This is a genomic window from Bradyrhizobium daqingense, from assembly GCF_021044685.1.
Lineage (GTDB): Bacteria > Pseudomonadota > Alphaproteobacteria > Rhizobiales > Xanthobacteraceae > Bradyrhizobium > Bradyrhizobium daqingense.
Map to the genome: position 1 here is coordinate 6,830,019 of NZ_CP088014.1, position 17,162 is coordinate 6,847,180.

Consider the following 17,162-nt stretch of genomic DNA (forward strand, 5'->3'; position numbering starts at 1 on the left):
GTCGATCATGGCCACCGCACAGATGAATACCGCACAGACCAATTCCCAGAACGGTTCCGACGTGAAGATTCCCGAAGACGCGCTGATCATCATTCCCGTGCGCGAGATGGTGCTATTTCCCGGCGCCATCGCGCCGATCGCGATCGGCCGTGCCAAGTCGATCGCCGCCGCGCAGCAGGCGCTGCGCGAGCAGCGGCCGGTCGGGATCGTCCTGCAGCGCAGCCCAGAGATCGAGGAGCCCGGGCCGGACGACCTCTACCGGGTCGCGACCATCGCCAATATCGTGCGCTACATCACCGCGCCCGACGGCACCCATCACATCGTCTGCCAGGGCGTGCAGCGCGCGCGCATCCTCGACTTCCTGCCGGGGACGCCGTTCCCTGCCGCGCGCATCCAGCAGATCCCCGAGCCGACCACGACCTCGCCCGAGATCGAGGCCCGCGCGCTGAACCTGCAGCGTCAGGCGATCGAGGCGATCGAGCTGCTGCCGCAGGCACCGCCCGAGCTGGTGGCGATGTTCCAGAACACCAGCGCGCCCGGCGCGCTGGCGGACCTGGCGACCTCGTTCATGGACATCAAGCCGCAGGACAAGCAGGAGGTGCTGGAGACCATCGACCTCGCTCTGCGCGTCGAGAAGGTATCGAAGCATCTGGCCGAGCGGCTGGAGGTGCTGCGCATCTCCAACGAGATCGGCCAGAAGACCAAGGCCTCTTTCGACGAGCGGCAGCGCGAGGCGATCCTGCGCGAGCAGATGGCGACCATCCAGCGCCAGCTCGGCGAAGGCGACGGCAAGGCGGCCGAGGTCGCCGAGCTGACGGCTGCCATCGCCAAGGCCAACATGCCGCCGGAGGCGGACGCGCACGCCAAGAAGGAACTGCGCCGCTACGAGCGCATGCCCGAGGCCGCCGGCGAGGCCGGCATGGTGCGCACCTATCTCGACTGGCTGATCGAGCTGCCCTGGGCGCTGCCCGCGGAGAAGCCGATCGACATCAAGGAGGCACGCCGCATCCTGGATGCCGACCATTTCGGCCTGGAGAAGATCAAGAGCCGGATCATCGAATATCTGGCGGTGCGCAAGCTCACCCCACAGGGCAAGGCGCCGATCCTGTGCTTCGTCGGGCCGCCCGGCGTCGGCAAGACCTCGCTGGGACAATCCATCGCACGCGCGATGGATCGCCCCTTCGTGCGCGTCAGCCTCGGCGGCGTGCATGACGAGGCCGAGATCCGCGGCCATCGGCGCACCTATATCGGCGCCCTGCCCGGCAACATCATCCAGGGCATCAAGAAGGCGGGCGCGCGCAACTGCGTCATGATGCTGGACGAGATCGACAAGATGGGCCGCGGCGTGCAGGGCGATCCTTCCGCCGCGATGCTGGAGGTGCTCGACCCCGAGCAGAACGGGACGTTCCGGGACAATTACCTGCGCGTGCCCTTCGACCTGTCGCGCGTGGTGTTCATCGCGACCGCCAACATGCTGGACCAGATTCCGGGTCCGCTGTTGGACCGCATGGAGCTGATCAGCCTCGCCGGCTACACCGAGGACGAGAAGCTGGAGATCGCCCGGCGCTATCTGGTGCGGCGGCAGCTGGAGGCCAACGGCCTCTCGGCCGAGCAGGCCGAGATCGAGCCCGAGGCGCTGAAACTGATCGTCAAGGGCTATACTCGCGAGGCCGGCGTGCGCAACCTCGAGCGCGAGATCGGCAAGGTGTTCCGCCATGCCGCGGTGCAGGTCGCCGAAGGTACGGCCGAGAAGGTCGTGGTGACGGCAAAGGACATCGCCACTGTGCTCGGCCAACCACGCTTCGAGGGCGAGATTGCGCTGCGCACCAGCGTTCCCGGCGTTGCCACCGGTCTCGCCTGGACGCCGGTCGGCGGCGACATCCTGTTCATCGAGGCGACGCGCGTGCCCGGCAAGGGCGGCCTGATCCTGACCGGTCAGCTCGGCGACGTCATGCGCGAGAGCGTGCAGGCCGCGCTGACGCTGGTGAAGAGCAGAGCGACCCAGCTCGGTATCGATCCGCAAGGGTTCGAGAAGAGCGACATCCATGTCCACGTCCCCGCGGGTGCAACCCCGAAGGACGGACCGAGCGCCGGCGTTGCCATGTTCACGGCGCTCACGTCCCTGTTCACCAATCGCACGGTGCGCAGCGACACCGCGATGACCGGCGAGATCTCGCTGCGCGGCCTCGTGCTGCCGGTTGGCGGCATCAAGGAGAAGGTGGTGGCTGCGGCTGCTGCCGGCCTGAAGCGGGTGATGCTGCCGGCGCGCAACAAGCGGGATTACGACGACATCCCGCAGAGCGCGCGGGACAACCTCGAATTCATCTGGCTGGAGCGCGTCGACGAGGCCATCGCCGCAGCGCTCGAGCCGGCTGAGGCCAAAGTGGAGGCAGCGGAGTAATGCGATGACAAAACTGCTGGAAAGAGCGAAGCGATCGCGGAAGACGCAGCGGCTGCGCCAGCTGCTCGATCGTGCCATCGACCGGGTGCGCGATGCGCTTGCAGTATCCGAGCCGCGGCTTCAGCCGGTCCCGGTCCAGGTGAAGCGCCGCAAGGGTTGAGCCCTCCGTCTCGAGCCCTCGCGGCAGCCCCAAACAAAAGGCCCCCTCCGTGCGAGGGGGCCTTTGCGTTGTTAGCCCACGGCGTCCTTGGCGGCCTTGACCGGACGAGCGCGAACGATCTTCCGGGCCGGCTTTGCCTTGAACATCATCTCTTCACCCGTGAACGGGTTGGTGCCCTTGCGCGCCTTGGTCGCGGGCTTCTTGATGACCACGAACTTGGCGAAGCCCGGCACCAGGAACAGGCCGTTCTTCTTGAGCTCCTTGTGGCCGACGTCGGTCAGCGTCTCCATGACGCTCTTGACGTCACGCTTGGAAAGCTCGGTCGCGGTCGCAATCTTTTCGATCAACTGCGATTTGGAAAGTTGGGTCGGCATCGTGTCTCCTCTGATTCGTTGCCGGTTGCATATTAGACCAACCGGCGAAGGCCTATAGCCTTCTGCACAGTTTTGTCGCGGTTTTACGGGCTTTTTTGGCCCTCTGTAGCAAAAAACCCTGCTTTTTTAGCTGCTTCCGGAGCGAAAGGAGCCTCAGGCAGCGGTTTTTGCCTTGTTTCAAAGGCCCGCAAGCCACCTTGCTAAAGCTGATTCGAGGCTTTCGACAAGCGACGACCGGCCCCTTTGTGCGAGGCCGGTCGCGATTCACCCTGAAAAATAAGGCTGGATCGTCGTGTTGCGGCGCCTCGGCGGCTCTCTCACCCTGTTCCTACGCGCGGCGCGACGAGCTCCGCTCGCGTTAGATGCGCTCGATGATGATGGCCGGCGCCATGCCGCCGGCGGCGCACATGGTGACCAGACCGCGCTTGAGGTCGCGCCGTTCGAGCTCGTCGAGCACGGTGCCGATCAGGATCGAGCCGGTGGCGCCGATGGGATGGCCGAGCGCGATCGAGCCGCCGTTGACGTTGACCTTGTCGCGGTCGAGCTTGAGATCGCGGATGTATTTTTCCGCAACCACGGCAAAGGCCTCGTTGATCTCGAACAGGTCGATGTCGTCGATGGAGAGGCCCGCCTTCGCCAGTACCTTGCGCGTTGCCGGCACCGGCGCATTCAGCATCAGCGTCGGCGAGTCCCCCATGTTCGCCATCGCCACCACGCGGGCGCGGGCCTTGAGGCCATGTGCCTTGGCGTAGGCGGGCGAGGCCAGCAGGATCGCGGCGGCGCCATCGACGACGCCGGACGAGTTGCCGGCGTGATGCACGAAGTCGATGTCGAGGTCCGGATATTTCTGCAGGATCAGGCCGCGATAGGTCGTGCCCTTGTCGTCGAGCGCATAATCGGCGATGGCGGGGAACGCGGGCTTCAGGCTGCTCAGGCCCTCCATCGTGGTCTGCGGCCGCGGATACTCCTCGTGGTCGAGCGCGAGGCTGCCATCCTCGCGGTACACGGGGACGAGACTCTTCTTGAAGTGACCGTTCGCCATCGCATGCGCGGCGCGCTTCTGGCTCTCCAGGCCGAGCGCGTCGACATCCTGTCGCGTGATGCCTTCCAGCGTCGCGATGGCGTCGGCACAGACGCCCTGATGCGACTGCGGATGCTTTGCCCGCAGGCGCAGATTGCCGGAGTCCATCATCATTGGGCCGCCGCCGCGTCGTCCCTCCATCGACATCATCTCGCAGCCGCCGGCGATGACGAGGTCTTCCGCCCCCGCCATGATCGAGCTCGCGGCCATGTTGACGCTGGTGATGCCGCTTCCGCAGAAGCGGTCGAGCGTCACCGCGCTCGCGCGCACGTCGTAGCCTGCATCGAGCGCCGACATGCGCCCGAGATCGCCGCCTTGGGTCGCGACCTGCGCGCTGCAGCCCCAGACGATGTCGTCGACATCGGCAGTATCGATGCCGGTGCGATCGGCGAGCGCGCGCAGCACGGTTGCGCCGAGCTGCTGCGGATGAATGCCCGAGAGTGCTCCCTTGCCGGCCTTGCCGACGCCACGCGGGGTCCGGCAGGCATCGATGATCAGCGCGTCAGCCATTGGCGTTGTCCTCTTGTTATGAGCGTTGAGGACGTTGTGAATCAGGGGATGAGGGGAGTCAATGCGCGACGCCTGCCGCTCTCACCCGGATTTTCCGCTACGCGTAAAATCGAAGCGATGACATTGGCCTGAGCGACGAGACACGAAAGCCGCCACACCGTCATGGCCAGGCTTGTCCCGGCCATCCACGTCTGGCTACGCCGCACGAAGAACGTGGATGCCGGGGACAAGCCCGGGCATGACGAGCTGTCGGATAGCTCTCCGTGGAGAAAGGCCGCTACACCCCCGCCGCGTTGTTCGCAATCACGTTGCGGTAGAAGCTGGCGCTGAGCTTCGGGGTGCGGACCTGTGTGTCGAAGTTGACGTGATAGAGCCCGAAGCGCTTGCTCAGCCCATAGATCCATTCGAAATTGTCCATCAGGCTCCAGAGGAAATAGCCGCGCACCGGCACGCCTTCGGCGGTGGCGCGCTGGAGCTGCGCGAGATAGTTGCGCAGGTACATGATGCGATCGGTGTCGTAGATCTTGCCGTCGGGCGTGACGACGTCGTCGCCGGACGTGCCGTTCTCGCTGATATAGATCGCGTCCGTCTTCCAGATCCTGGCCGCGAGCTTCGGCACCCAATAGATCGTCTCGGGGCCGACGCGCAGCCAGTCCGAATTCATGTGCGGGAACGATTTCGGGATCGGCAGCGGCATGAAGCCGGCGCCTTGGTCGGAGGCCACCACGTAGTTCTGCGGCGCGTAGATGTTGAGGCCGAGGAAATCGACCGGCGAGGAGATGATCTTCAGCTCCGCGTCGGTGTATTTCGGCGCGTTGGGCCCGGCGAATTTGAGGAAGGCGTCGGTATACTGGCCCGTCATGATGACGTTGAGATAGCCCGCATTCATCTCGCGCAACGCGATCTCCGCGGCGCGGACGTTCTCCGGCGTGTCGATCGCGGGCGCGCAGGCATCGATGTTCTCGGCCGGTCCCACCCTCGTGCCCGGGCGGCCATGCGCGCGCACTGCCTGAACCGCGATCCCGTGTGCGAGCGCGCTGTTGTGCCTGACCTGGTTGACCTCGGCTTGCGGCAGCGTCACGCCCGGCGCGTCGATGCCGATGCCGTAACCGAAATAGACGAAGCGGCCGCTCTCGTTCAGCGTGAATACGTTCTTGACGCGGTCGGTCAGATGCTCCGCGATATAGGCCGCATAGTCGCCGAAGATCTTGCAGGTCTCGGTCGAGCGCCAGCCGCCGAAACGGTCCTGCAGCGATTGCGGCAGGTCCCAATGATAGAGCGTCAGCCACGGCTCGATGCCGTTCTTCAGCAGCTCGTCGACGAGGCGGTTGTAGAAGTCGAGCCCTTTGGGATTGGGCTTGCCGTCGCCGTCCGGAAACACCCGCGGCCAGGCGACCGAAAAGCGATAGGCCTTGCAACCAAGCGCCTTGATGAGCGCGATGTCCTCCTTGTAGCGGTGATAGTGCTCATTGGCGCGATCGCCCGTGGTGCCATCCTCGATCTTGCCGGGGATGCGCACGAACTTGTCCCAGATTGAGGCCCCTCGCCCGTCTTCGTTGACGGCGCCCTCGACCTGATAGGACGAGGTCGCGGTGCCCCAGACGAAGCCAGCCGGAAATCCGCTCCCGCCGCGCGGCGATGCCGGCTTGACCTCGGCGGCCCCGAGCGGGCTCGCAATCCCGGCTGCGGACAATCCCGCCAGCGTGGTAAACTGGCGGCGCGACACCTTGTCCGACATTGATGCTGCTCCACTTCTCTTGGTTCGAGGCACGATCGACAGTTCCAGGGTTTAGAAAGGGCGGTTTTAGGGCCGACCTGCTCCGATGGAGCCGACCACAAGGTGCATCAGCCAGGCGATGCCGACATCTCTCATCGCCGCCTTGGTCGCGATGGCCCGGATCGTATCCGGTTTGCGCGTGAAAGGCAGCTCGGCGAACACCAGCCCGAAACGGCCGGCGTGGTGCTCCACCAATCGGCGCGGCAATGCTGCGATCAGATCAGACCCGGAGAGCTGGACCAGCGCCATCATGAAATTGGGAACGGTCAAGGCGATGCGGCGCTCGAGGCCGCGCTTGGCCAACATCTCATCGACGAAGCCGCGCGGCTCACCGCTGAGCGACACCAGCAGGTGCTGTGATTGCGAGAACAAATTGCGGGCCGGCGCTTTTGCCTGGGGATGTCCCTTGCGCATGGCCAGCACGAAATCCTCATCGTACAGCCTGCGCGCCTCGAACCGGGGTGAGACCGCCGGCAGCGGCAGCATTGCGATGTCGAGCTCGCGTCTTTCGAGCATGTCGAGGCTTTGCTGCCAGGGCTCTCCGACCGCGCTGCCGCGCGGTGCAGGCATCAGGTGGATCAGGCCGATGTCGATATCGGGCGCCACAGTCGCGATCGATCGCAACAGCTGAACGGATGTCGAGACCAGGACGGCATCGGGAGCGCCGATCGTGAAGCGGCGGCTGCTTTTCGCAGGATCGAACGGTGCAGCCGAACCGATCACCTGCTCGATGCGTGCGATGATCTCTGCCACGGGCTCGCCAAGCTCCAAGGCCCGCGCCGTCGGAACGACGCCTTTCGGTGTCCGCAGAAACAGCGGATCGTTCAGCAACAGACGGAGCCGGCCCAGCGCATGGCTGACGGCCGACGGTGTCAGGCTCAGCCGCGCGGCTGCCCGCGCGACATGACGTTCCTCCAGAACCACGCGGAAGAGCACGAGGAGATTGAGGTCGATCCTGGAGAGATCAATTTGGTTCAGCATATTGCTGAAATCATAGCGCTGGATTCATCGGGATCAAGGCTTCATGGATAGGCCTTCGCCTTGCGATCAGGAGCCGTGACATGACTGAGACACCGCCGGGAGTGAACAAATCGCCGAACTTGCAGGACAAGATGTCGCGGCGCGCGATGATGGCCGCCACGGCTGCAATGCCGCTGTCCGTTCAGCTTTCGGCCCACGCGGCCGCCGAGAACGACGCGACAGCCGGCCTCATCGAACGCGCCCGCGAGAAGAACGCAGCCTTCATGCGCGGCGATATGGATCGCTGGCTCCAGCTTGTCCGCATCGCGCCGGATTTCACGTTGATGCAGCCGTTCGGCGGGCCCGCCAGTCGCGGATTCGAGGCCAGCCCCAAGCGCCTGGCCGACCTGTCGCGATACTTCAGGGAAGGCCAAACGGAGCTGGAGGTTGCGCAGACCTACGCATCGGACGCGCTCGTCGTTCTCGTCATGATCGAACGCCAGCGGGCGGAGGTGGGCGGTTTGGCGGCTCAGGACTGGTCGCTGCGCGTGACCGAAATCTACCGCAAGGATGGCATCGATTGGCAGCTCGTGCACCGTCACGCGGATCCGCTGGTGCGACGCATCACCTTGCAACAGGCGGCGCTACTCGCCCGGGGCTGGCCGGAGGAGAAGTAGGGATGTCATTCGCGTCCCTCGAGCAGCCGCCCGACCGCCTCGGAATGCCAGCGCTTTCAGAGAGACATGTCTCAGCGCGAGCGCTTCGGCAATTTCGGAAGCTTGTCGGGATTGAACGCCGGTATCTGGCCAGCTGGTTCGGGTGCCGGGGGCTGCTTCTGTTCCGTCCGGATCAGCGTTCCCTGGAGGATCATCCCCGGCACTTGCGCGGCGGTCGCCGTATAGGTCGCAATCCTGTCGGGACAGTGTCCTTCGATGTTCAGCGTGAGCTCATCGTCGTTGCCGAAGACCGTCGCGCGTCCGTCGGTATGACGCCTCGTCGACACGGTGGCGGTGAAGCGGTCTCCATCGATCTGGCAGGAGCCATGATACGTCATCAGGCTGTCGCGGCCCCAGATCTGCCCGTCGGCCACGTGGACGATGCCGGTCCCCTGATCGAGTGGCGTCTTGTACCAGGCCGCGTAAGTGCCGTCCTTCAGCATGGGAGCCATCTCCGTTGGTGTTCCCAAGGAGGTAATCCGCACCATCAGCGCTAAAAAAGCGTTAATCGCGCGGCCCGTGCCAATCCGGTAAGTCCCTGCGCAGTTCGGCTTCAAGCTCCTCGATGATGCTGTGAAGCAGACACGCGGCGAGCGGATCCGTCACTTCCCGCTCCAGATGCCTGTAGCGTGCGATCTGAAATTCCTGTTCTTTCAATTGGCGCTCTGTCATCGGACGGGCCCTCCGACGAACTGACGCGGAGGCGGCCAAGTCGTTTCGTTAAAATTTTCCGATCATTTGCGATGGTTTCTGGTCGGTTAAGGGCGATGAAGCAACCGTCGCTGTCCGCCCTGCACGCCTCCGCAGACGATAATCCGAAGCAACAGTGGAGCGATCACCGGCGGCACGATCGATTTCGAGATGCGAACACGCGGCATCGAATGCTCCTGCAAGGCCTTCCGCGGGAGCGCATTGTGACCCTCAGTCACCGGTCGAAGCCGTCGAGATGTGCGGTGATGAAGCAACGCTGCGCTCGTGCTCAGCCAATAGCTAGCGCAAAATGCCGCGGGCGACGGACCCCGCCGTGACACCTTCCTTAACTGGCGGGTCACGATAGAGCTGGCTATTGCCGTGCAAAGGGCGCATGGTCGCGACAGCCAGCATCGGTTGGGACTTCACTTGCGAAAGGCAGCGTGCATGACCATCCGCTCGCGGCGAGAGACCGTCCACTTCAAGCATCCGTTCCGCATCCGCGGCATCGAGCGCGTCTTCCCGGCTGGCTCCTATGAGGTCGTCACAGACGAAGAGTCGATCGAGGGGCTGACCTTCTCCGCCTATCGCCGCATTGCTACAATGGTCACCGTTCCCGCCGAAGGCTCCTGCGGCGCCACGGAGATGCTGTCGATCGGCTCGATCGATCTTGCAAACGCGCAAGCTGCGGACGCGAGCACGGCCCATGACTGATCACCCGGTCGATCTCGACAGACATCGCGGCATGGCCGCGCAGAAGGCAACCGACCTGCGCCGCGCATTGGCTGACGTCGAAGCCAACCTCCGCGAGCTGCGCGCGCGCGAGGCCGACCTCGAAAGCCGCATGATGACGGTGCCTGCCGCATCATGGCCGGAGGCGGCAGTGAAAGCGCGCCATCTGCTCAACCTCTATGCTGCAAGTCTGCCGGCCGAGGATACGCGCCATCGCGCACTGGTGGCGGCCCTGTTCGACGATTTCGCCCGGCTGTCGGGGGACAGCTGAGGCGAACGACGGCCGCCTGCATCCTCGGCACATGCCCTGCTCGGCGCGAGCGCGAAGCGGGCGGCCCGTCGCGGCGATGATTGAAGGGGCCCAATCGTGCCGGGTCGCAAGCACGTAACGGAGCAAGCCATGACACTGACCAGCGGCCGCTTTATCAGCCACGAATACGACCGAATGATCGTCCGGTTCTCGATGCATGACGGCGCCAGGGAGGTTCCTTGCGCGATCTCCACCTCTGCGATGGACTATCTCGAGCGCGGGCCGCAAGTCAGACCCGAACAGCGCGAAGCCCAGTTCACCCGCCTGCGGGATCGCATCGAAGCTCGAGCCGCCAGCAAGTATCGCGCGACGGAGTTCGAAGGTACGCCGCCGGGCATCGTGCTGCGAGGCATCGATTTCAGACCATAGCTCGACGACATGCCCGCAACGACTGCGGTCTCTAGTCCGCCCGCGCCTTGATCTCCGGCAATGGTGCCTTGCGCTCGAACGGCTTCTTCTTCGGCGGTGCTGGCAGCAACCCTTCTCGGATGGCCTGCTTCCGAGCGAGCTTGCGGGCCCGGCGAATGGCCTCGGACTTCTCGCGGGTTTTTCTCTCGGACGGCTTTTCGTAGGACCGCCTCTGCTTCATCTCGCGGAAGACGCCTTCACGTTGCATCTTCTTCTTGAGAACGCGGAGTGCCTGATCGACGTTGTTGTCTCTGACGAGGACGTGCAATTGAGTCTCCTTGCTGATGGCTGCGAATGTGGCACGTCCTGTGGCAGCCAATCCCGCAGGAGCTTCATTCCGACTTTTGAGGATAGTGGCGGCAATGTTCGCCGCGGCTGCGCACAAGCCGATCTGCTCGTCACGGCGATGCAGCTTGGTGGCATCAACGTGACCCTCTCGTGCACCGCTGTCAATCGATAACGTGTCGCCTGTTCAACGAGGCGCGCGAAGCGATCGGAACACCTGGACGGTGGCCGCCGAAACAAATTGGCTTGCCACCTTGCAAAATCGCGAATGTGCTATATGTTGAGTTTGTTCGATTAGCCGCTGTGCCTTGTTGAATGCGCCCTGCGGGCTCCTTTTCCAAAGACATCGACGAAGTTGAAGATGACGCGTGATTGTCACGCGGCATGTGCTCGCGCACTTTGGAGAAGAAGATGACGACAGGTACTGTGAAGTGGTTCAACGGCCAGAAGGGCTTCGGTTTCATTCAGCCGAGCGACGGTAGCAATGATGTGTTCGTTCACATCAGCGCTGTAGAACGCGCTGGTCTGACGGGTCTCGGTGAGGGCCAAAAGGTCAATTTCGAGATCAAGACCGACAAAATGCGAGGCAAAGTCAGCGCCGAGAATCTCTCGCTGGCTTGATATCGTGGTACCGTTTCACGGATGTACTGAAACGGTTCCCCTGCCCGCTCGATCTTCGGATTGAGCGGGTTTCGTCCGTGGCGGAGGCCCGCGAGCAATGAGCGCCAGGAAATCGGCAGAGCCGTCGCCCGAGAGCATCGCACGTTCCGACCGCAAGCGCTTGGCTGCTGAAGAGGGCGCGCGCGCTTTGGCCGAGGTCGAGCGCCGGGCTGTCCAGATCCGCAACAACATGGCGCGGCTTCGCGAGGCGCGCGAGGCCAGGGAAGCAGCCGACGAGGCCGCTCGCATTGCTTTGCCAACGCCGATGCCGAAGCAGCGTTCAAAGAAGCGGGCGCAATAGTCGCTCTCAACGCTGCCGCCGACCCTGAAGGGGCCGATCACATGCCGGAGAGAGCAGATCGTGCCTAGACTCAAGCCGGACCACGGAACCATCACTTTCTTTCTCGCGTCGGGCGCAAATCGGCAGATGTGCCGACTTGCCACCACGTTCAACACGCAAAAGCAGGCGTTCAGCTATCTCCAGAAGCACCGGACGGAGTTCGAGCGCATCGCGCGGGCGCGCCTGGCTTCAGGAGAACTCGAAGACGGAATTGTCGTGCTTTCGATGCTCTAGCCGAGCATGATCCTGAACAGCGCAGCGGTCTCGAGGAAAGATGACGCTCACATCGTAACCGGCGCGATGACGTTGCGCGCCAATTTCATCAATTGCTTGGCAGAGCTCTTTCACCAACGAAAATTGCACTGAAGACGAGGCCGATCGCGTCCCGGACCTGAATGGTCAATCCGTCGCTGCTCGTGAAGGCATCGAGCTCCCTGGTGATGTCCGCAAGAGAAAGCTGATGTCCGCAAGAGAAGCGCCGCCTCGATCTCCGCGGCCCTTCGGCCGGCCAAGCTCAGCCCCTCTTCGTCGATTACGAGCGACTCCCCGTCCCAGATATCGAAATAGAAGCGCGGCACCTAAGATGCCTTGTCGGGCTTGCCGCGGCGCTCGGCTTCCCTGGCCAACCTTTCGGCTTTCAACCGTTCCCGATTTGCGTGGAAGGTCTGTTGCGCTTGCTCGTAATCGGTCGGCGGCTTCTTCGCGATCGGCTTGAACAAGTCATGGGCCTCCTTGGCGGCCCGTGTTTGGGATTGCTGTCTCATGGTCCACTCCTTCTTTCTCTGCGATGTATCTGGTGTCGGCCGGCTCTCACCGCCGCGTTAGGTTTTTGACCGGCTCGTTGTACCGGGTCGGTCCTTGCGCAAACGGTCGAACTCCTCGGGTCCATTGAGCAGATCCTGCTTGCGAGCGATCCGGGCATCTTCCGTCGTGGCCTTGTCGCCCATGCCATCGATGGCATCGCCAGCCATCTTGCGCGCGCGCAGCTTCTGCTGATCACGACGGTCGTGTGCAGTGAGGCCCAGCTCGATGAGGCGACCAATCGCCTCAGGTAGGGAAGTGCCATTGTTCTGAGCCATCCACGCCTCGATGGCCTTCAGCAGGGACGCCGAAGGCCGAAAGCTTACAGCTGGCGCGAGGCTGGAACGCTTACTCATTGGGCTCACCTGGTTTGCTGCCACCGCAGCAACGCGCCCATCGGCAGAAGATGCAAGACCAACGGGCGATCGTCCGAACCGTTCCTAAGACTTGGAAGCCATTGGCCATTCAGAAAGCGGCGTAGGTCGGAGCCGCATCGCCGGAAACGAGGAAGCACGGCTGCGCCTTGGAGCGCAGCGCCATTGGGAAGCTTGCCCCTCGAGTCTCAGGGCTTCGCGGGCTTTTGATCCCAGGGACGCTTGCCGTCCGCGTCACGATCCCAAGGTCGCGTTGTGGGTGCGCTCTTTTCGGCCTCGACCGCCTTCTCCCGGTCAGCCTTAACCTGTTCACGATCGGTCAGAGGCGGCTTCTGCGGGGAACCGACTTGAGCGAGCGCCGGAACTGCTGTGACCAGCGCAACCACAAGGATTTTCATCATCCCCAAGTCTAGCACTGATATCCGACCGCGTCCGAATTAGTTTGCACGCTCCGGCTTTGCAGCACTTGCTTGACTGTCCCAACGGCTCCGCTGGCTTCCCGCGCGAAGCGGTCTCAGCTTCGTCCTAGAACGTCACCCTCATGCCCGCATAGAACGCCCTCGGCCGTGCCGGGCTCAGCGAACGCGGGTCGGTGAAATCAGCGCCGCCATTGGTGAAGTTGGGCAAGGCATCACGGTCGAAGAACTGCCCGTAGGTCACGTAGCGCTTGTCGAATACGTTGTCGACGCGGCCGTAGAGCTGGACGTTCTTCGCGACCTGATAGGAGGTGTGGAGATTGAAGACCGTATAAGAGGGCAGCTTGGCGTACTGGTTCGATTCGTCACCGACAATGTACTGGCTCGAGACGAACAGCGCGTTGCCGCCGACCTTCCAGACATCGGTCACGGCGTAGTCGACGCCGACCTTGACGCGGTGGCGCGGGATCGCGGGGATCTGGTTGCCGGGCCTGACCTGGATGGTCTCGGTGGCCGGATCGGCAAACGGGCTTTCCGAGCCGAGTTCGAGCGGATCGACGTAGCGCGCGTCGACGAAGGCGTAGCTCGCTTGGAACTGCAGCGTGGGCGACTTGATGTTGACTTCCGCTTCGAGTCCCTGCCGCCGTGTCCTCCCGACATTCGTGAAATAGCCGAAGCCGGTCCGGCCAACGACCGGCACCGCCATGATGTCGTCGTGATTGGTGGCGCGAAAGCCGCCAACCTTCCATCCCAGCGTGCCGATGTTCAGCTCCGTGGTGCCGCGGAAGCCGGCCTCCACCGTCTTCGAGATCACCTGCTTCAACGGTGGATCGGCAACCAGGAAGGCTGCAATGAGACAAGGCCTGGCGGGATCGGAGCAGCCGAGCTCGAGCGGCGTCGGCACGCGGTTGGCCTCGGAATAGCCGGCATAAGCGGTCAAGCCCGGCGTGATCTTGTAGGTGCCGCCGATGACCGGATTGAAGCGCATGAACGTATGGTCGCCGTTGAGCGCAGTTCCGAGCTGATCTTCCAAGGTGATCCGCGCCGCGTTGAAACGGCCGCCGCCCGTGATGGCGAAGGCGTCCGTGACGTTGAACGTATCCATCGCGTAGAGGCCGTTATATTGATTGATGGTCCGCAGCGAGACGGGGCCGGCGACGGGATTTGCCACAGGAGTCGGTCCCAGGAAAACGCCGCTGCCGGTGACGACGTAGTTCTCTCCCATCGACCCGATCTCTGATGAGGCGTTGTAGCGCGTGACGCCGGCGTCATAGGTTGCGCCCACCACGAAGCGGTTGTCATGACCAAACAGCTGATCGACGTTGGTGGCTTGCCCCGACACGCCGAACGTGGTTGAGCGGATCGAGCCGCGGTCGATCGCCCCGAGAATCGTTCCCGGCGCGAAGGGATTGGCGAGCTGCACGCCGCCCGCCCCGAACGCCGGTGAGGCGTTGTCGCCAAAGCAGAGCAGCGCCGGATCTGCACCGCACTCCTCCGCGTCGGTCGGATTGCCGTCGACGATGTTCTGCTCGAACCTGCGCACATGGGCGGTGCCTTCAAGCGTCCAGGTCGGCGTGGCGTCTACCTTTCCGGTCAGGTTGAGATAGCCGACGCGGTTGGACGTGGTCTGCGGCGTGGTGTAGGTGGCGCCCCAATATTTATCCAGCAGCTCGGCCGGGACGGTGGCGCTGGCGCCGAAATTGTTCTTGGCGGCCCCCATGTTGACGTGGAATTCGCTGTCGCCGGCCCTGTAGCCGACATCGCCGTAGAAGCGCCGGACTTCCGATTGCGAGAAGTTGCGGAAGCCGTTGTCGCGCACGCCTTCGAGAGCGCCGTAGACCGCGTAGTTCTGATCGACCTGCTTGCCCCATTGCGCCGAGCCCTGGATGCGGCCGAACGAGCCGCCCATCATGTCGAGCTCCGCGCCCTGATAGGTGAAGCCGTCCTTCATTTGCAGGTTGAGGGCGCCGCCCAGCGCGTTGAGGCCGAAGGCCGGATTGTTGGTCACCAGCGTCACCGACCTGATCGCGGCCGTGGGGATCAGGTCCCAGTTGACGGCGTCCGAGAACGCTTCGTTGATGCGAACGCCATTCTGGTACACGGCGAGACCTTGCGGCGTGCCCACCACCGGGGAGGCAACGAAGCCGCGGAACTCGATATCCGGCGTGAACGGATTGCCGGTGACTTCGCTGATATTGACGCCGGGAATGTTGTCGCGCAGCGCATCGGTGACGTTCAGCGAGTTCGTGCGCCTGATCTGGCTGGCATCGACGGCATTGATCGCCGACGGGACCTTGTCGACGTCGAGACCCCGGCCGGTGCCCGGCGAGGTCGGGTAGACATAGAGCCGTGTCCTCGGCGCAGCCGACCCCGCCGCTCCAATGCGTGCCACCGGTCGCGACGGCGCCGCGCGCCGCGTTGCCGGCGGGGGTGCGGTCACCTCGACCGGCGGCAGGTTCTGAACGTTGGTTTCCTCGTCCGGGGCGGCCCCGGCAGGACTCGCACAGACCAAACCCGAGACCAGCCCGGTCGACATCGAAGCCATCAACAAACGACGCTTGAACGAAAGAACCTTGCCCATCCCCGCCTTCCCATCCGCAACGACCGGCTATTTTGATTTTCGCCGATTGGTCGAAACGAGTTTATTCGGCCGCAATTGGTGCGCCAGCCACAAAAGGTCGGGCGGCATCAGCACCCGTTTTCCCGACCAAATCGGGAATTTTTCCCGATCCTTTCGGGCGCGATCAGGCCGCCGCCGTCGGCACCAGCGCCTCGACGGTCAAGCCGCCGTCCCCGGAAACGACGTTGAGGGTGCCGCCCAGCGCCAAAATACGCTCGCGCATGCCGACGAGGCCGAAGCCGAGCTTCTGACCCGGCTCCATGCCGCGGCCATTGTCGCTGACCCGTACCCGGACGCAGAAGCGGCCGTCGCGCCCCTGCTGTCCGGCCGGCTCGATCACGACGTTGACCGAGGTCGCGCTGGCGTGGCGAAACACGTTGGTGAGCGCCTCCTGCACGATGCGGTAGATGGTGAGGTCCGCGGTCTCCCCGGTCGCGCCCAGCGCGGGCGAGATCGTGGTCTCGATGGCGACGTCGGGATGCGACTCCCGCCACAGCCGTGACAGCGATTCCAGCGCCTGGCGCAGGCCAAGCTCGGCAAGACCGACGGGCCGCAGCCGCTCCAGCACGCGGCGGGTGAACTGCTGGAGCGCGTTGATCTGCTCCAGCAAGGCACTGCCGTGCTTTCGCACCGCCTCCGCACTCGGCTCGCGGCTGTCCGCCAGCTTCGCCAACGCGCTGGCATGGGCGCGCAGCGAGAACAGATACGGCCCAAACTCGTCATGCAGCTCGCGCGCAATCTCCTTGCGCTCAGCGTCCTGGAGCGAGACCGCGCGCTCGGCAAGCCGGCGCTTGTCCTCGACCGCCTCGCCCAGCGCTGCTGCCAGATGATTGAGCTTGCCGCAAATCGCGGCGAGCTCGGGTGCGCCGCCCGGCGTGACCCGCGCGTCATAATGCCCGCCCTCGATCTCGCCCATCGTCTTGGCCAACGACTGCAGCGGGGCCAGCGCACGGCCGACCACATTCGTCATCAGCAGGAACAGCACCAATGCGATGACCGAACCGACCTCGAGCTGGGTCACGATGCTGTCCCAGATCTCGGCAATCTCGTCGATCGGATGCGAGGTGATCGCGAGCGAGCCGGGCTTGCCCTGGATCGAGACGGGCACGCTGACTGCGGTCTGCTCGGGATGAACCAGGCCGACGAACCAGGCCGGCGGACCGCGCGTGTCGGCGTCGGCCCCGGTTCGGGGCGGCGTCAGCGGACGGCCGCCGGCGTCATGGAGCGCGATGCTGACATGGCGCAGGCGGCTGAGATCGCGCGCGATCTGGTTCAGCCTCGCATCCGGATCGGGCGCCTCGTTCAGGTCCGCCACGATCATCTCGATGAACTCGCGCGCGAGCCGGATCACGCTCTGGTCCTCGGCCTGCACCCGCGGGCCCGCCTCTGCGACCTGGCGGCCGATATTGACGGCGAGCCCCAGGGCCAGCAGCAACGCCAGCAGCAGGTTGATGCGACCGCGCAAGGATAGATTTTGCCACATTGGTCTCGCTTGGTGCCCCCGCGAAGGTTTTGCCCGCCTGTCCGATGACGTTGACAGAGACGAA

22 protein-coding genes are annotated in these 17,162 nt (G+C 64.1%); 9 read left to right on the forward strand and 13 right to left on the reverse strand.

Going from position 1 to position 17,162, the window contains the following annotated elements; translation table 11 throughout:
- Positions 1-7 precede the first annotated feature (7 nt).
- A complete protein-coding gene (gene lon, locus LPJ38_RS32685; RefSeq protein ID WP_145629252.1) occupies positions 8-2,401 on the forward strand; it encodes an endopeptidase La in 2,394 nt (797 codons plus the stop codon).
- A gap of 4 nt (positions 2,402-2,405) precedes the next feature.
- Complete coding sequence (locus tag LPJ38_RS32690) at positions 2,406-2,561, forward strand: hypothetical protein (protein ID WP_167520267.1); 156 nt, start codon at positions 2,406-2,408, stop codon at positions 2,559-2,561.
- A 71-nt stretch (positions 2,562-2,632) separates the two neighbouring features.
- Here the strand turns inward: LPJ38_RS32690 and LPJ38_RS32695 are convergent, their stop codons facing one another.
- The 4 genes from LPJ38_RS32695 to LPJ38_RS32710 all read right to left on the reverse strand — a co-directional run bounded on the left by LPJ38_RS32695 (position 2,633) and on the right by LPJ38_RS32710 (position 7,284).
- The gene (locus LPJ38_RS32695; protein ID WP_060736676.1) at positions 2,633-2,935 is read right to left on the reverse strand and encodes an HU family DNA-binding protein; all 303 of its coding nucleotides are present in this window, start codon (positions 2,933-2,935) and stop codon (positions 2,633-2,635) included.
- A 358-nt stretch (positions 2,936-3,293) separates the two neighbouring features.
- Positions 3,294-4,526 (reverse strand): acetyl-CoA C-acetyltransferase, encoded by a 1,233-nt coding sequence (locus LPJ38_RS32700; RefSeq protein WP_145629254.1) that lies wholly within the window; start codon positions 4,524-4,526, stop codon positions 3,294-3,296.
- 277 nt (positions 4,527-4,803) lie between these two features.
- The gene (locus tag LPJ38_RS32705) at positions 4,804-6,264 is read right to left on the reverse strand and encodes a GH1 family beta-glucosidase (RefSeq protein WP_145629256.1); all 1,461 of its coding nucleotides are present in this window, start codon (positions 6,262-6,264) and stop codon (positions 4,804-4,806) included.
- Positions 6,265-6,330: 66 nt separating this feature from the next.
- Positions 6,331-7,284 carry a LysR family transcriptional regulator gene (locus LPJ38_RS32710; RefSeq protein WP_145629258.1) on the reverse strand — a complete coding sequence of 318 codons (954 nt, stop codon included), beginning with the start codon at positions 7,282-7,284 and terminating at the stop codon, positions 6,331-6,333.
- 80 nt (positions 7,285-7,364) lie between these two features.
- On the opposite strand from LPJ38_RS32710, the gene LPJ38_RS32715 reads away from it, so the two are divergent.
- On the forward strand, positions 7,365-7,940 hold the full coding sequence (locus LPJ38_RS32715) for a YybH family protein (protein WP_145629260.1): 576 nt from the start codon (positions 7,365-7,367) through the stop codon (positions 7,938-7,940).
- 71 nt (positions 7,941-8,011) lie between these two features.
- Here the strand turns inward: LPJ38_RS32715 and LPJ38_RS32720 are convergent, their stop codons facing one another.
- Complete coding sequence (locus tag LPJ38_RS32720) at positions 8,012-8,422, reverse strand: hypothetical protein (RefSeq protein WP_167520268.1); 411 nt, start codon at positions 8,420-8,422, stop codon at positions 8,012-8,014.
- Positions 8,423-8,483: 61 nt separating this feature from the next.
- Positions 8,484-8,651 (reverse strand): hypothetical protein, encoded by a 168-nt coding sequence (locus LPJ38_RS32725; protein ID WP_167520269.1) that lies wholly within the window; start codon positions 8,649-8,651, stop codon positions 8,484-8,486.
- A gap of 465 nt (positions 8,652-9,116) precedes the next feature.
- On the opposite strand from LPJ38_RS32725, the gene LPJ38_RS32730 reads away from it, so the two are divergent.
- The 3 genes from LPJ38_RS32730 (at position 9,117) to LPJ38_RS32740 (ending at position 10,080) form a co-directional block, all read left to right on the forward strand.
- Complete coding sequence (locus tag LPJ38_RS32730) at positions 9,117-9,383, forward strand: hypothetical protein (RefSeq protein WP_145629265.1); 267 nt, start codon at positions 9,117-9,119, stop codon at positions 9,381-9,383.
- Entirely contained in the window at positions 9,376-9,672 is a 297-nt protein-coding gene (locus LPJ38_RS32735) for a hypothetical protein (protein WP_145629267.1), read from the forward strand. Before LPJ38_RS32730 ends, LPJ38_RS32735 begins: the two co-directional genes overlap by 8 nt.
- A gap of 129 nt (positions 9,673-9,801) precedes the next feature.
- Complete coding sequence (locus tag LPJ38_RS32740) at positions 9,802-10,080, forward strand: DUF1488 family protein (RefSeq protein WP_091898420.1); 279 nt, start codon at positions 9,802-9,804, stop codon at positions 10,078-10,080.
- 31 nt (positions 10,081-10,111) lie between these two features.
- Here the strand turns inward: LPJ38_RS32740 and rpsU are convergent, their stop codons facing one another.
- Positions 10,112-10,387, reverse strand: coding sequence for a 30S ribosomal protein S21 (rpsU, locus tag LPJ38_RS32745; RefSeq protein WP_145629269.1), 276 nt, complete (start codon positions 10,385-10,387; stop codon positions 10,112-10,114).
- Positions 10,388-10,815: 428 nt separating this feature from the next.
- Between rpsU and LPJ38_RS32750 the strand changes: the two genes are divergently transcribed.
- The 3 genes from LPJ38_RS32750 (at position 10,816) to LPJ38_RS32760 (ending at position 11,638) form a co-directional block, all read left to right on the forward strand.
- Entirely contained in the window at positions 10,816-11,025 is a 210-nt protein-coding gene (locus tag LPJ38_RS32750; RefSeq protein WP_061851032.1) for a cold-shock protein, read from the forward strand.
- A gap of 97 nt (positions 11,026-11,122) precedes the next feature.
- Positions 11,123-11,365 carry a transcriptional regulator gene (locus tag LPJ38_RS32755; protein WP_145629271.1) on the forward strand — a complete coding sequence of 81 codons (243 nt, stop codon included), beginning with the start codon at positions 11,123-11,125 and terminating at the stop codon, positions 11,363-11,365.
- A 60-nt stretch (positions 11,366-11,425) separates the two neighbouring features.
- On the forward strand, positions 11,426-11,638 hold the full coding sequence (locus LPJ38_RS32760) for a hypothetical protein (RefSeq protein ID WP_145629273.1): 213 nt from the start codon (positions 11,426-11,428) through the stop codon (positions 11,636-11,638).
- Between the two features lie 110 nt (positions 11,639-11,748).
- Here LPJ38_RS32760 and LPJ38_RS38365 read toward each other — a convergent pair whose 3' ends face one another.
- From LPJ38_RS38365 to LPJ38_RS32785, 6 genes are all read right to left on the reverse strand, one after another.
- Complete coding sequence (locus LPJ38_RS38365) at positions 11,749-11,982, reverse strand: DUF6894 family protein (protein ID WP_404437257.1); 234 nt, start codon at positions 11,980-11,982, stop codon at positions 11,749-11,751.
- Positions 11,983-12,123, reverse strand: coding sequence for a hypothetical protein (locus LPJ38_RS32765; protein WP_347339012.1), 141 nt, complete (start codon positions 12,121-12,123; stop codon positions 11,983-11,985).
- 102 nt (positions 12,124-12,225) lie between these two features.
- Positions 12,226-12,561, reverse strand: a complete 336-nt coding sequence (locus LPJ38_RS32770) for a hypothetical protein (protein WP_145629277.1) — start codon at positions 12,559-12,561, stop codon at positions 12,226-12,228.
- A gap of 206 nt (positions 12,562-12,767) precedes the next feature.
- Complete coding sequence (locus tag LPJ38_RS32775; protein WP_145629279.1) at positions 12,768-12,980, reverse strand: hypothetical protein; 213 nt, start codon at positions 12,978-12,980, stop codon at positions 12,768-12,770.
- A gap of 124 nt (positions 12,981-13,104) precedes the next feature.
- A complete protein-coding gene (locus tag LPJ38_RS32780) occupies positions 13,105-15,576 on the reverse strand; it encodes a TonB-dependent receptor (RefSeq protein WP_145629281.1) in 2,472 nt (823 codons plus the stop codon).
- Between the two features lie 163 nt (positions 15,577-15,739).
- Positions 15,740-17,098, reverse strand: coding sequence for a histidine kinase (locus LPJ38_RS32785; protein ID WP_145629283.1), 1,359 nt, complete (start codon positions 17,096-17,098; stop codon positions 15,740-15,742).
- Positions 17,099-17,162: the final 64 nt, after the last annotated feature.

Coding starts and splice junctions, on each gene's coding strand:
- lon (WP_145629252.1), top strand. CDS start 8: ATGGCCACCGCACAGATGAATACCGCACAGACCAATTCCCAGAACGGT.
- LPJ38_RS32690 (WP_167520267.1), top strand. CDS start 2,406: ATGACAAAACTGCTGGAAAGAGCGAAGCGATCGCGGAAGACGCAGCGG.
- LPJ38_RS32695 (WP_060736676.1), bottom strand. CDS start 2,935: ATGCCGACCCAACTTTCCAAATCGCAGTTGATCGAAAAGATTGCGACC.
- LPJ38_RS32700 (WP_145629254.1), bottom strand. CDS start 4,526: ATGGCTGACGCGCTGATCATCGATGCCTGCCGGACCCCGCGTGGCGTC.
- LPJ38_RS32705 (WP_145629256.1), bottom strand. CDS start 6,264: ATGTCGGACAAGGTGTCGCGCCGCCAGTTTACCACGCTGGCGGGATTG.
- LPJ38_RS32710 (WP_145629258.1), bottom strand. CDS start 7,284: ATGCTGAACCAAATTGATCTCTCCAGGATCGACCTCAATCTCCTCGTG.
- LPJ38_RS32715 (WP_145629260.1), top strand. CDS start 7,365: ATGACTGAGACACCGCCGGGAGTGAACAAATCGCCGAACTTGCAGGAC.
- LPJ38_RS32720 (WP_167520268.1), bottom strand. CDS start 8,422: ATGCTGAAGGACGGCACTTACGCGGCCTGGTACAAGACGCCACTCGAT.
- LPJ38_RS32725 (WP_167520269.1), bottom strand. CDS start 8,651: ATGACAGAGCGCCAATTGAAAGAACAGGAATTTCAGATCGCACGCTAC.
- LPJ38_RS32730 (WP_145629265.1), top strand. CDS start 9,117: ATGACCATCCGCTCGCGGCGAGAGACCGTCCACTTCAAGCATCCGTTC.
- LPJ38_RS32735 (WP_145629267.1), top strand. CDS start 9,376: ATGACTGATCACCCGGTCGATCTCGACAGACATCGCGGCATGGCCGCG.
- LPJ38_RS32740 (WP_091898420.1), top strand. CDS start 9,802: ATGACACTGACCAGCGGCCGCTTTATCAGCCACGAATACGACCGAATG.
- LPJ38_RS32750 (WP_061851032.1), top strand. CDS start 10,816: ATGACGACAGGTACTGTGAAGTGGTTCAACGGCCAGAAGGGCTTCGGT.
- LPJ38_RS32755 (WP_145629271.1), top strand. CDS start 11,123: ATGAGCGCCAGGAAATCGGCAGAGCCGTCGCCCGAGAGCATCGCACGT.
- LPJ38_RS32770 (WP_145629277.1), bottom strand. CDS start 12,561: ATGAGTAAGCGTTCCAGCCTCGCGCCAGCTGTAAGCTTTCGGCCTTCG.
- LPJ38_RS32775 (WP_145629279.1), bottom strand. CDS start 12,980: ATGATGAAAATCCTTGTGGTTGCGCTGGTCACAGCAGTTCCGGCGCTC.
- LPJ38_RS32780 (WP_145629281.1), bottom strand. CDS start 15,576: ATGGGCAAGGTTCTTTCGTTCAAGCGTCGTTTGTTGATGGCTTCGATG.
- LPJ38_RS32785 (WP_145629283.1), bottom strand. CDS start 17,098: ATGTGGCAAAATCTATCCTTGCGCGGTCGCATCAACCTGCTGCTGGCG.